The organism is Brevundimonas sp., assembly GCF_035626975.1.
Classification (GTDB): domain Bacteria; phylum Pseudomonadota; class Alphaproteobacteria; order Caulobacterales; family Caulobacteraceae; genus Brevundimonas.
The window spans coordinates 27,311-39,261 of record NZ_DASPMQ010000060.1 but is presented as its reverse complement, the minus strand read 5'-3'; the positions used below and the strand labels follow the sequence as shown (position 1 = coordinate 39,261).

Sequence of the window (11,951 nt, the reverse complement as noted above, 5' to 3'; positions counted from 1 at the left end):
CGATCAGGCTCCGAAACCGGCCGGCAGCGGGGCCGAGCCCAGCGCCAGTCGCACGATGAAGAAGACGCCCGCCGCGGCGAGCACGACGCACAGCAGGCCGATCAGGCCGACCAGCGCATTCCGCGACATGGGCTTGTGGATGTAGTCGTCGACGATGACCTTGAGGCCCATGTTCATGTGCCACAGGGTAACCAGCAGGGTCGTGGCCAGCAGGATCGCGTTGACCGGCGAGCGGAACCACGCCAGCGCCCCGTCATAACCGGCGCCCGACAGGACCCAGCCGCTCCACAGCCCCCAGACGGTCAGCGGAACCAGGATCAGCGACGACAGCCGCTCCTGCAGCCATTCGCCGGCGCCGTGACGTTCGGAAACCTTGACGCCCTTGATGTAGCTTTTGGTCTGGAGGCTCAAAGGACGACCCTCCCGGTCATGAACAGGCCGGCCCAGAAGGCGACCGTGACCACGACGGCGAAGGCGATCGAGGCGGTGGACAACAGATTGGCCGACTTCGGCGTCAGGCCTTCGCCGGCATCCCAGATCAGGTGCCGGACGCCGCCGGCGAAATGATAGGCCAGGGCCGCGGTCAGGCCGATCCAGACCAGCAGGCCTAGCGGCGAGCCCATCCAGCCGGTGAACACCGCATAGGCGTCAGGTCCGAAGGCCAGGGCCATCAGCCAGATCGCCACCAGCAGGACGCCGACCGCCAGCGCGCCGCCGGTGACCCGGACGAGGATCGAGGCCAGCATGGTGACATGCCAGCGCCACACCTGCAGGTGCGGCGACAGCGGACGGACGCGGCCGTTGGGCTGGCGCACGAAACGGCCGGTCTGGTGGTCAGACGGATCGTTGGAGGCGTCGCCCGGCAAGGGGGAGGTCGACATATGCGAATGGTTCTCAGAAACCTGAGCGAAATCAGCCGCTCGAAATCGGTGATCAGGCTTTAGTCCAGCGGCGCGGCGGGGGTCAACGAAGCGTGAGCGCCGCCGGCCGGTCCGGCCACGAATTCCCGGGCCAGGAGGTCCGCTTTGCCAGAGTCGGCGCAAGGCGGCACAGTAGGATCATGTCGGGCATGATGATCGTTTTGCTGGCCGGGCTGCTGACGCCGCAGGCGGCGCCCCATCCGTCGACGCTGGAGCCCTATTCGGCGCCGGCGATCCGCCCGTTCGAGCCTGGCCCCGACTCCGGCCACGATGTCGCCCAGGGCGACGCGGCGGGCGCCCCGCACCGCCCGCCGCTAACCGCGCCGGTGACGGTGGGCGCCTATGACGGCTCCTATGAGCTCGCCCCGACCGATGTGGAGATCGCCTACGACCAGGGCGTGGCCTCCGCGGAGATCCGCACCGACCAGATCGCCGGGCCGCTGGACGGCTGGTGGTGGGTCCGGGACCCCGCCGGGCCGACCCTGTACGAGCTGGTGCTGGCGGATTCGGGCCTCGGACCGATCGAGGGCGGCTGGCGCAGCGGCAGGGACGCGGGCGGCGCGGGCGTGAACGACGGGGTGCTGACGCTGGACGACGGCGCGTCGATCGTTCTGGAGCGCACCCCCGCCGGGTGGCGGGGCCAGATGACCCGCGGCGGGCGGGTCGTTCCCGTGACCCTTACCCGGCCTGACTGAGCCGGATCCGGTCCGCCGCCGCCCGCAGGGCCCCGGCTCCATAGGGCGCAGCCGGGCCGCGCCCCCACACCGGATCGGGCCACAGGCCGTCGTCAGGCCGGCGTCCCACCACATGCACATGCAGCTGCGCCGTGACATTGCCGAGGGCGGCGACGTTGAGCTTCTGCACCGGCCGCAGGGACGCCTCGCCAAGCATCCGCACCGCCTCGCCGGCGCGGACGATCTCGTCCATCAGCACGGCCCGGTCCTCGCGGGTCAGGTCCTCGAGCTCGCGCAGCCCGGCCCGCCGGGGAATCAGGATCAGCCACGGAAACCGGGCGTCGTCCTGCAGCCGGACCTGGCACAGCGGCCAGTCGCAAACCACGATGGAGCCGGCGTCGAAGGCGGGATCGGCGTTGAACGGAGGCGTCATCTCCCTTCGGTCGCGCGACGGGCGGGCCGCGTCAACCGGGACCGCCGATCAGTTCAGCGCGTAGACCACGCAGGCCCGGTCGGTCAGTTCACGCAGAGGCGGCTGCAGGGCGAGCCGCGCCGACTCGATCTGGGCCTCGGACGGCGCCCCGCCGGCGACCGGCGGAGGCGGCGGGGGTGCCGGAGGGGCGGACGGAGCGCGCGCCCGGCTGGCCGTCACGACGAACTCGCTGGCGTCGACGTCGGTGGCGTGTTCCGCGCCCGACGCATAGCTGGGCCAGCCGGCCAGCACGTCGGTCTCGCAGGCGCGGCCGGTCGGATCGATCACCCGCACCCCGCCCAGCGACGCGCCGGCGTTGGACGCCGCCTCGCGGGCCCGGCGCGCCGCGTCCTTGACCGCCTCGCCCTGCAGCCAGGTCTTGGTGGCGTTCTCCGGCTCGAGGTTGAAATACACGGGGCTGGTCGAGGTCGGCTGCGACGCGATGACGGTGGCGTAGACCCGTTCGAGCACCGCCACGTCGCGCACGGTGACGCTGACCGTCGCCTCGGACTGGTAGCGTTCGATCTGGTCGGAGCGGGCGTTGTCGCGCAGCACGCCGTTCTCGTCGCGGTACTGGTCGTAAAGCGGCTGGGTGGACAGGGTGGTCTCGACCCGGACAGCCTCGACGCCGTAGGCGGCGAGGGCCAGGCTGAGCGCCCGCACCTGATCGGCGGCCTTGCGCGCCGCGTCGGCGGCGCTGCGGTCGATGGACCGGAAGGTGGCGCTGAAGGCGGCCCGGTTGGCGGGAATCTCGGTGCGTACATAGCCGACTGAGGCGATCACGGGATCGCGCATCCACCAGGGCGCGGGGACATAGCGGTCGCCGACGCTGGCCGGCGGGGTCTGGGCCAGGGCGAGGGCCGGAGCGAGCGTGGCGGGGCCGGCGACGGCGGCGGTCAGCAGGAGGGCGGTCAGGCGGCGCATGGGGAGGGTCCTTGTTCGCCGGGACCTTGCAGGCCGGCCCTGCCGCCAGCAAGGGCCGGTAAGGTTTCGTCAGGTCGGGCCCGGCCTATCACGACCATAGATATTTTTGATCGTGGAACCTGTATCCAGTGATTGACTTTGTGCACTGCACACGCCAATTCGCGGGTGCGGCGCCGCTCCCCCGGCGCTCCAGAATTTTCATCCCACGAACCATCAGGAGAACAGCGCATGCTGGGCGTCGGTCAAAAGCTGCCGGAATTCAAGATCATCGGCGTGAAGCCGGGCTTCAACAGCCACGAGGAGAACGGCGTCTCGGCCTTCGAGCCGATCACGCAGGACAGCTTCGAGGGCAAGTGGAAGGTCATCTTCTTCTATCCGAAGGACTTCACCTTCGTGTGCCCGACCGAAATCGCCGAGTTCGCCTCGCTGGCCCGCGATTTCGAGGACCGCGACACCGTGGTGCTGGGCGGCTCGACCGACAACGAGTTCGTCAAACTGGCCTGGCGGCGTGATCACGCCGACCTGAACAAGCTGCCGATCTGGCAGTTCGCCGACAACGGCGGCAAGTTCGCCCGTGAGCTGGGCGTGCTCGACGAGGCCGAGGGCGTCGCCCTGCGCGCCACCTTCGTGGTCGATCCGCACAACGTCGTGCAGCACGTTTACGTCACCAACCTGAACGTCGGCCGCGCCCCGGCGGACACGCTTCGCGTGGTGGACGCGCTGCAGACCGACGAGCTGTGCGCCTGCAACCGCCCGGTGGGCGGCGAAACGCTCGCTGCCTAAAAGGCGGCTGATCGAGTGGTGGAAGGCGGCGGGGTTCGCGTCGCCGCCCTTTCGCTGCTCGCTTCTTTTTTTGGGGCGCCATGCCCGGCTCGCGGAGCCTCGCGACTTGAGCGCGGTCGCGCCTGCAATCCAATGAGCCCCCATGCGGCTCAAGCAGCGAGCGACCGCGTCGCGAGCGGTAGCCGCTTCCCGAAGGGAACCTGACAAATGTCGATCGACGCCCTGCGCGACCTCATCCCCGCCTACGGCAAGGACATCTCCCTGAACCTGTCCTCGCTGGCGTCGGAGACGGTGCTGAACGATCAGCAGAAATGGGGCTGTTTCGTCGCCTCGGCGCACGCCATCGGCGTGGCTCCGGTGGTGAAGGCGATCGAGGCCCAGGCCGCCGCCATCCTGTCGCCCGAGGCGCTGAACGCCGCGAAATCGGCCGCCGCCATCATGGGCATGAACAACATCTACTACCGGTCGCTGCACCTGATGAAGAACCAGGAATACACGACCATTCCGGCCCGGCTGCGCATGAACGTCATCGCCAACCCCGGCGTCGACAAGATGGACTTCGAGCTGTGGTCCACCGCCGTCTCGGGCATCAACGGCTGCGGCGCCTGCCTCGACGCCCACGAGGGCGAACTGCGCAAGCACGGCGTGCCGGCGACCCAGGTGCAGGCGGCGCTGCGCATCGGCGCTGTGGTCCACGCCGCCAGCCGGATCATCGCCTCGGAGACGGCGCTGGCGGGCTAGGGCGCGGGGCCACGGGCTCTACAGATGCGCGGCGGCGCCGGCCGGGGGCTCACGAGCCGGCGCTTCCGCCTAGGTGGGCGACCAGCCGGCCAAACTGTTCGGCCATGACCCCGTCCACCGGGTCGGCCATCGCCCCGGCGCCCGGTCCGGTGACCACGAAGGTCCATTTCAGCGTGCGACCCGGACCGCCGTCCAGGTCAGCCCAGGTCATGGTCAGGACGGCGTCGACTCCCATGGATTGAAGCGGCCCGAACGGGGCGTCGAAGCGCACCATCCGCCGTTCCGGCCAGACCAGCACGGCCTCGGCGTGTTTGACGCCGCCGCCGGGCAAGGCCTCGCACCAGCATCCGCCCGGACGCAGGTCGATCGTGATGTTGGAGGCGCTTCCGGAATACGTATGGGCGTCGCTCCACCATGCGGCCGGACGGCCTATGGCCGCGAGGACCGCTTCCGGCGACGCGCTCACCGGGCGCTCATAGGTGAGGCTGAAGCTGTTTTCGGTACGCGCCGACACCTCGGCGGCGGCGGGCCCGGCGAGGGCGGCGGTCGACAGGGCGACGGCGAGCAACAGACGGTTCATACGCAAATCCTCCCGACCGACATCCGCGCCCACGCCGCCTCCGGCGTCAAGGGCGCCCTGGCTCAGGCCGGCTGGAAGGTCAGCGGCGCGCCCCAGAACTGGGCGACCAGATCGGATTGCGGCCCCGGCGTGCCGGTGGTCAGGAAGTCGCGCCGGCCGGAACCGCCCAGCGCATACTCCGGGTGCCGCTGGAAATAGCGGTCCAGGGCGTCGGCGACAGCGGTCGGCTGGTGGATCACCGGCGTGCCCCCGGGCAGGGCGGCGGCGAACAGGTCGGCGACGATCTCGTAATGGGTGCAGCCGAGGATCGCCTTGTCCGGATGGCGGCCGATCCGGCGGCGCAGGGCGTCGACGTGGTCCTGGACGACCACCTTCAGTTCCTCCGCAGGGGCGCCGAGCTCGATCAGGCCGGCGAGGCCGGGACAGGGCTCGGAGAAGACCGCCAGATCCTCGCGCCGCTTGTCGATCTCGATCTCGTAGACCCGGCTCATGGCGGTGGCGGCGGTGCAGAAGACGCCGGTGATCTCGATGGCCTCGACCTTCTCGCCGTGGCGCTCGGCCTCATAGGTCCACGGCAGGCCGGTGGCCGCCTCGATGGTCGGAACGATGATGCCCAGGACATTGACCGGCCGGCCGTGCCGGGCCCGGGCCTCAGGCACCCAGGTCTGCTGCAGCCGGCGCAGGGCGATGGCGCTGGCCGTGTTGCAGGCGAGGACGAGGATGTTGGCGCCGGCCTCGAACAGCCGCTCGCAGCCCGCCTGGGTCAGATTGACGATGTCCTCGCCGCCGCGGCCGCCGTAGGGCGCGTTGGCCTGATCGGCCAGATAGACGAAATCCCGCTCGGGGAACCGCCGCGTCAGTTCGCGGTGGACCGTCAGCCCGCCCACGCCGGAGTCGAATACGCCAATCGCCATGGCGCGGGCTTTAGACTCGCCGCCGCCGCCCGTCCACCAGCGAAGATTACGACCCGTTCATGTGACAGTCAGCGGCCCCAGCGCCTAGGGTTTGTCAAACGGATCACGCACGGAGTCTTTAATGCACAGACGTCACCTTCTCGTCGCCGGGGGCAGCCTGTTCGCCCTCTCGGCCTGCGCCTCGAACGGAGCGACCATGGGCGGTGGAACCCCGACCACGACCCTGGCGGCCGACGCCGCCGTCGCCCGCGCCGTCCTGCCGGCGCAGACGCCGCGCGCGGAACTGCTTCAGCCCTGGACGGGACCCTTCGGCGGCGTGCCGCCCTGGGACAAGGTGACGGCGCCGAAACTGCGCGCGGCCCTGCTGGAAGGCATCGAGCTGCAGCGCGCCGAGATCGAGGCGATCGCAAACAATCCCGAGCCCCCGACCTTCGCCAACACCATGGTCGCCATGCAGATGGCCGGCGAGCCCCTCGACCGGGCCGGCGCGATCTATGGCGTCATGACCTCCAACATCGGTTCGGACGACTACAATGCGGTCGACACCGAGGTGTCGCCCTTGCTGTCGGCCGCCGGCGACGAGATCACCTTCAACGAGAAACTGTTCGCCCGTATCAAGACGGTCGCCGACAACGCCCGCGCCATGGGCCTGACGGCGGAGCAGACCCGCATCGCCGAACGCAGCCGCGACGCCTTCGTGCGCAATGGCGCCGCCCTGGACGCCGCCGGCAAGGCCGAGCTGGGCCGGATCAACACCGCCCTGGCCAACGCCTTCACGTCTTTCAGCCAGAAGGTCGTCGCCGACGAGAACACCTGGACCGTCATCCCCACGGAAGCCGGCGTCGCCGGCCTGCCCGCCTCGAACAAGGCCGCCGCAGCCGCCGCCGCGCGCAGCCGCAACGTCCAGGGCTGGGCCATCGTCAACACCCGCTCCAGCGTCGATCCGTTCCTGAGCTTCGCCGACGACCGCGACCTGCGTGAGGTGGTCTGGCGCAAGTTCGTCAACCGCGGCGACAACGGCGACCGCAACGACACCAACGCGACCATCGCCGAGATCGTGAAGCTGCGTCAGGATCGCGCCCGTCTGCTGGGCTTCGGCAACCACGCCGAATGGCGCATGCAGGACACGATGGCGAAGACGCCGCGCGCCGCCATGGACTTGATGAACCGCGTCTGGGCCCCGGCCAAGGCGCGCGTCGCCGAGGAGGTCGCCGACATGCGCGCGATCGCCGGCCACGACATCGAACCCTGGGACTACCTCTACTATGCGGAGAAAGTCCGGAAGCAGAAGTACGACCTCGATCAGAACGAGCTGAAACCCTATTTCGAGCTCAACAACGTCCGCGCCGGCTCGTTCGAGATGGCGCGCCGTCTGTACGGATTCACCTTCGACAAACTGCCCGCGGGCGCCGTGCCGGTCTTCCATCCGGACGTGACCGTCTATGAGGTCAAGGACGCGGGCCGGCCGATCGGCCTGTACTACGCCGACGACTATTCGCGGGCCGGAAAGCGTTCGGGGGCCTGGATGACGACCTACCGGTCGCATTCGACCTATGACGGGGAAAAGAACACCCTCGGCTCGAACAACAACAACTTCACCAAGGCCGAGGGCGGCGAACCGATCCTGATCTCGCTGGACGACGCCGAGACCCTGTTCCACGAGTTCGGCCACACCCTGCACGCCTACTCCTCGAAGGTGACCTATCCGGCTCTCGGCGGCACGCCGCGCGACTACGTCGAATATCCGTCGCAGGTGCATGAGCACTGGGTGCTGAGCCGGCCGATCCTCGACGGCTATATGAAGCACTACCAGACCGGCGAACCGATGCCGCAGGCCCTGGTCGACAAGATCCAGGCCGCCCAGACCTTCAACCAGGGCTACGCCACGGTCAGTTATCTGTCCTCGGCCCTGGTCGACATGGATCTGCATACCCAGACCACGCCGCCGACCGACATCGACGCCTTCGAGCGCGAGAGCCTGGCGCGCTACGGCATGCCGAAGGAGATCGTGATGCGGCACCGCCTGCCGCAGTTCAATCACCTGTTCACGTCGGATGCCTATTCGGCGGGGTACTACAGCTACCTCTGGTCCGAGGTCATGGACGCGGACACCTGGGCCTATTTCGAGGAGTCGGGCGACGTCTTCAATCCGGACATCGCGGCCCGCTACAAGGCGATCATCCTGTCGGAGGGCAACACCACCGACCGCGCCGAGGCCTACCGCCGCTTCCGCGGCCGCGACCCGGACGTGACGGCCCTGCTGAAGGTGCGGGGCTTCCCGACTTCGTAGGGGGTCAGCCCACTACACCCTGCTCCCGTCACCCTCGGGCTTGACCCGAGGGCCAGACGCAGGGCCGGGCTGTGCGCAGGGAACGGCCCCGCGAGCGTGACCGCATCTCGTTCCACCGAGCACCGGACGGTCTGATCCTCGGGTCAAGCCCGAGGATGACTGGCAAGGTGGGTCGAGGATCGAGGTCAGAAGGCCCGGCGGAGTAATCCGCCGGGTCTTTTCCTTGGGCGCTACGCCGCCAGGGGAACGCGCCCGCGGGCGTAGTCGACCCGCGCCGCGCCGGGCAGCAGGCTGACCGCCTCGTCCCGAATGGCGGCGTGGCAGGCGGCGCGGTCGCCGATCCGGCCGCCCCGGCACATCCTGCGGGCCGCGGCGTCGATCCGCGCGTCGAGGGCGGCGGCGCCGGCGGCGCTGGACAGGTCCAGATCCCTCCAGGCGATCCGCGCCTCGCCCGCGGAAGCGGAACCGGCGATGGCGAGGACCGGGGCGACGATCAGGGCGGCGGCGAGAGAAGCGAGAATCTTCACGGTGTTATCCTGCTGAGAGCTGCGTCGCTCTTGTCGGCGACGCTTGAGCAGGACGGCCGCGGTGTTGCCGGCCGATGTGAGTTCCGCGGCGAAATAGCGACGCTGGATGAATTCGCGGAAAGCCTGGCCTTGCTAGCCGCTGTTGCGCAGGCCCGCGGCGACGCCGTTCAGGGCCAGCAATATCCCTTCCCGGACGCGGGGATCGTCGTCGCCGGCGCGGCGGCGGCGGATCAGCTCGATCTGCACATGATTGAGCGGCTCGACATAGGGCATGCGCAGGCGGATCAGCCGGTCGAGCTCGGGCTGGCCGGCCAGCAGGGCGTCCTGGCCGGTGATGGCCAGCACCGCCGCCTCCGTCTTCTCCCATTCCGCGAGAATGGCGCCGTGGATGCGGTCCGCCAGCGCCCGGTCCGGCACCAGGGCGGCGTAGCGGCGGGCGATGGTCATGTCGGCCTTGGCCATGACCATCTCCATGTTCTGGATCAGGGTGCGGAAGAACGGCCAGTCCCGGGCCATGACCCGAAGCTCGTCGAGATCGGCGCCCTCGACCGCCGAGCCGAAGCCGAACCAGCCGGGCAGCATGACCCGCGACTGACTCCAGCTGAACACCCACGGGATGGCGCGCAGGTCCTCGATCGCGGTCGAGGCGCTGCGCGAGGCGGGGCGCGAACCGATCTTCAGGTCGGCGATCTCGACGATCGGGGTGGCTGCGCGGAAATAGTCGACGAAGCCGTCGGTCTCGTAGACCAGCGCCCGGTAGGCGGCCATCGAGGCCCGGGACAGGGTCCGGGCGGTTTTGCCGTGGCGCGCGGTGAAGGTCTGGTCCGCCGGCGGGTTCAGGGAGGCCAGCAGCACGCCGCAGGTCAGGGCGTCGAGATTGCGCCGGGCCACTTCGGGCTCGCCGTATTTGTTGGCGATGACCTCCCCCTGTTCGGTGACGCGGATGCGGCCGGCGACCGTGCCCTGCGGCTGGGCCACCACCGCCGCGAAGCTGGAGCCGCCGCCCCGCCCGACCGCGCCGCCGCGGCCGTGAAACAGCTGCAGCCTCAGCCCGGCCGCGTCGGTGACCTCCAGCAGCGCCCGCGACGCCTCGTGCAGCTCCCAGGTCGAGGTCAGGTAGGAGCCGTCCTTGTTGGAGTCGGAATAGCCGATCATCACCTCCTGCACCCCGCGGGCGCGGGCCACGGCGAGGGCGGAGGGCTCCTTCAACAGGCGTTCGAGCGTCGGTTTCGAGGCGCGCAGGTCGTCGATGGTCTCGAACAGGGGCGCGGCCTGGATCGGGCAGGCGGCCGGGTCCTCAGGCCGGTAGAGGCCGACCTCCCGGAGCAGCAGATAGACCTCGAGCAGGTCGGAGGCGGCGTCGGTCTTGGAGACCACATGGGTGCGGATCGCCTGCGGCCCGAACAGGCGCAGCGCCTCGGCCGCGGCTTGCAGGATGCCGCGCTCCTTCAGCGTCTCGTCGGCGTAGGCGGCGTAGGGGCTGAACAGCAGGCGGCCGGAGGCCAGCTCCGCCGCCAGCAGGGCCAGCCGGGCCTCCTCCTCCAGCGAGGGATAGTCGTCGCAGACCCCGGCCACCTTCAGCAGGTCGGCGACCACCCGCTCATGAACGTCGGAGTTCTGGCGCAGGTCCAGCGTCGCCATGTGGAAGCCGAACACATCCACCGCGGCGACCAGCCGGGACAGGCGGTCGTCGGTGAACACGGCCCCGTGGTTGGCGATCAGGCTGTCGCGCAGCACGGCCAGATCACTCCGGAAGGCGTCAGGCCCGGCGTAGGGTTCGGTCGCGAACGCCGCCGCCCGCGGCGCCGGCTGGCCGGTCAGCACCGGATGGGTCGCGGCCAGCCGGGCGTAGATCTCGCTCAGCGCGCGGCGATAGGGCTCGTCGGCCCGGTGCGGGGAGCGATCGCCGGACGCGTCCGCCAGAGCCGAGAGTTCGGGCGAGATGGCGCTCATAGAGCCCGACAGGCTGAGCTCCGCGCCGAGGGCGTTGACCTCGTCCAGATAGTGGCGGAGCGCCGCGCGGGCCTGGGTCCGGAAGGCGGCGGCCAGAACGGCGCCGTCGACATTGGGATTGCCGTCGCGGTCGCCGCCGACCCAGGTGCCGATGCGGATGAAGGGCTCGAGCTCCGGCGCGTCCAGCCGTTTGCGCCAGTCGGCCAGCTGGGCCGGGGCCACGTGCAGGAAGATGCGTTCGAGGAAGGAGACGACGGTGTCGATCTCGTCCTGCACCACCAGCCCGGCCTGGCGGACCAGCCGGGTGGCCCACAGGATGACGGTCTGGCGGCGCAGCCCCGCCGTCAGCACCTCGGGCGCGCAGGCCAGCTGGTTCTGGTCGCAGGCGTCGAGCAGGTCGGAGACGGCGGCGATGCGGTCGATGACGCTCTTGCGCCGCACCTCGGACGGATGGGCGGTGAGGACCGGCGAGATCAGGGCCCCGGCGAGCAGGTCGCGCGCCTCCGTCGGCGAGACGCCGGCGCCGGCGAGGCGCTGGAGGGCGCCCTCGGGCGTATCGGCCCTCGCACCCGCCGCGGACTGCTCCCGGGCCCGGCGCTTGCCGGCCCGGTCCTCGGCGACATTGGCCAGCAGGGAAAAGACCGCGAAGCCGTGCGCCAGCCCGACAGCCTGGTCCAGCGACAGCTCGCCCAGAAGTCGTTCCAGCCGGGCGGCGTCGGCGGCCCCCGCGTTGCGGTGCCAGGCGACGGACGCCTGACGGACGGCCTCGATCCGGTCGTAGAGCTCCCGCCCGCCCTCGTCGCGGATCACCTCGCCGAGCAGCCCGCCCAGCAGGCGCACTTCGTCACGCAGTCGATCGTCGGCGGCCTGGATCATGTCGGTTCCCGGGGAGGAACATGACTTTGCCTCGCGGAGGGCGGTTTGGCGAGACCGTGCGCATTTTTCTGAATCAAACCGCGTGTCAGGAGGTTGGTTTTTCGAACAGAGACGCGATCATGACGCCGCGCCCGGGACCCGGTCACCCCGCCGGGGCGATCTCTCACACGCGATGCGGTGGTCCGGGCGCGCTCGCCTTGTCTTCGCCCCGCTTTTCCGCCATAAGCCGCCGCTTCCGACGCAAGTGAACCTCGCGTCTCCACCTGCACGACCCCGGTTTCGACCGGACGAGGCAGG

General features: G+C 70.0%; 12 protein-coding genes. 4 read left to right on the top strand and 8 right to left on the bottom strand.

Annotated features, from left to right (window positions below):
• Positions 1-3: 3 nt before the first annotated feature.
• Together sdhD and sdhC are read right to left on the bottom strand one after the other, a co-directional pair.
• Positions 4-411 (bottom strand): succinate dehydrogenase, hydrophobic membrane anchor protein, encoded by a 408-nt coding sequence (gene sdhD / locus VEB62_RS16000; RefSeq protein WP_324801986.1) that lies wholly within the window; start codon positions 409-411, stop codon positions 4-6.
• Positions 408-881, bottom strand: coding sequence for a succinate dehydrogenase, cytochrome b556 subunit (sdhC, locus tag VEB62_RS15995; protein WP_324801983.1), 474 nt, complete (start codon positions 879-881; stop codon positions 408-410). The genes sdhD and sdhC overlap by 4 nt, the downstream gene beginning before the upstream one ends.
• A 188-nt stretch (positions 882-1,069) precedes the next feature.
• Here sdhC and VEB62_RS15990 point away from each other — a divergent pair, with 188 nt between their 5' ends.
• Positions 1,070-1,615: a hypothetical protein gene (locus VEB62_RS15990; RefSeq protein ID WP_324801981.1), complete on the top strand. Its 546-nt coding sequence runs from the start codon at positions 1,070-1,072 to the stop codon at positions 1,613-1,615.
• On the opposite strand, the gene VEB62_RS15985 is transcribed toward VEB62_RS15990, so the two are convergent.
• Both VEB62_RS15985 and VEB62_RS15980 read right to left on the bottom strand, forming a co-directional pair.
• A complete protein-coding gene (locus VEB62_RS15985) occupies positions 1,599-2,027 on the bottom strand; it encodes an HIT domain-containing protein (RefSeq protein WP_324801978.1) in 429 nt (142 codons plus the stop codon). The two genes, VEB62_RS15990 and VEB62_RS15985, sit on opposite strands and share 17 nt — an antisense overlap.
• A gap of 48 nt (positions 2,028-2,075) precedes the next feature.
• On the bottom strand, positions 2,076-2,990 hold the full coding sequence (locus VEB62_RS15980; RefSeq protein WP_324801975.1) for an SIMPL domain-containing protein: 915 nt from the start codon (positions 2,988-2,990) through the stop codon (positions 2,076-2,078).
• A gap of 228 nt (positions 2,991-3,218) precedes the next feature.
• On the opposite strand from VEB62_RS15980, the gene VEB62_RS15975 reads away from it, so the two are divergent.
• Together VEB62_RS15975 and ahpD are read left to right on the top strand one after the other, a co-directional pair.
• Entirely contained in the window at positions 3,219-3,773 is a 555-nt protein-coding gene (locus VEB62_RS15975) for a peroxiredoxin (protein WP_324801973.1), read from the top strand.
• 207 nt (positions 3,774-3,980) lie between these two features.
• Entirely contained in the window at positions 3,981-4,514 is a 534-nt protein-coding gene (gene ahpD, locus VEB62_RS15970; protein ID WP_324801970.1) for an alkylhydroperoxidase, AhpD family, read from the top strand.
• Between the two features lie 49 nt (positions 4,515-4,563).
• On the opposite strand, the gene VEB62_RS15965 is transcribed toward ahpD, so the two are convergent.
• Entirely contained in the window at positions 4,564-5,094 is a 531-nt protein-coding gene (locus tag VEB62_RS15965) for an SRPBCC family protein (RefSeq protein WP_324801968.1), read from the bottom strand.
• A 62-nt stretch (positions 5,095-5,156) separates the two neighbouring features.
• Complete coding sequence (locus VEB62_RS15960; protein ID WP_324801965.1) at positions 5,157-6,008, bottom strand: glutamate racemase; 852 nt, start codon at positions 6,006-6,008, stop codon at positions 5,157-5,159.
• Between the two features lie 121 nt (positions 6,009-6,129).
• Here VEB62_RS15960 and VEB62_RS15955 point away from each other — a divergent pair, with 121 nt between their 5' ends.
• The gene (locus VEB62_RS15955) at positions 6,130-8,298 is read left to right on the top strand and encodes a M3 family metallopeptidase (RefSeq protein ID WP_324801962.1); all 2,169 of its coding nucleotides are present in this window, start codon (positions 6,130-6,132) and stop codon (positions 8,296-8,298) included.
• A 230-nt stretch (positions 8,299-8,528) separates the two neighbouring features.
• On the opposite strand, the gene VEB62_RS15950 is transcribed toward VEB62_RS15955, so the two are convergent.
• Both VEB62_RS15950 and ppc read right to left on the bottom strand, forming a co-directional pair.
• Positions 8,529-8,825 carry a UrcA family protein gene (locus tag VEB62_RS15950; RefSeq protein WP_324801960.1) on the bottom strand — a complete coding sequence of 99 codons (297 nt, stop codon included), beginning with the start codon at positions 8,823-8,825 and terminating at the stop codon, positions 8,529-8,531.
• Positions 8,826-8,957: 132 nt separating this feature from the next.
• Positions 8,958-11,654, bottom strand: a complete 2,697-nt coding sequence (gene ppc / locus VEB62_RS15945; RefSeq protein WP_324801958.1) for a phosphoenolpyruvate carboxylase — start codon at positions 11,652-11,654, stop codon at positions 8,958-8,960.
• Positions 11,655-11,951 lie beyond the last annotated feature (297 nt).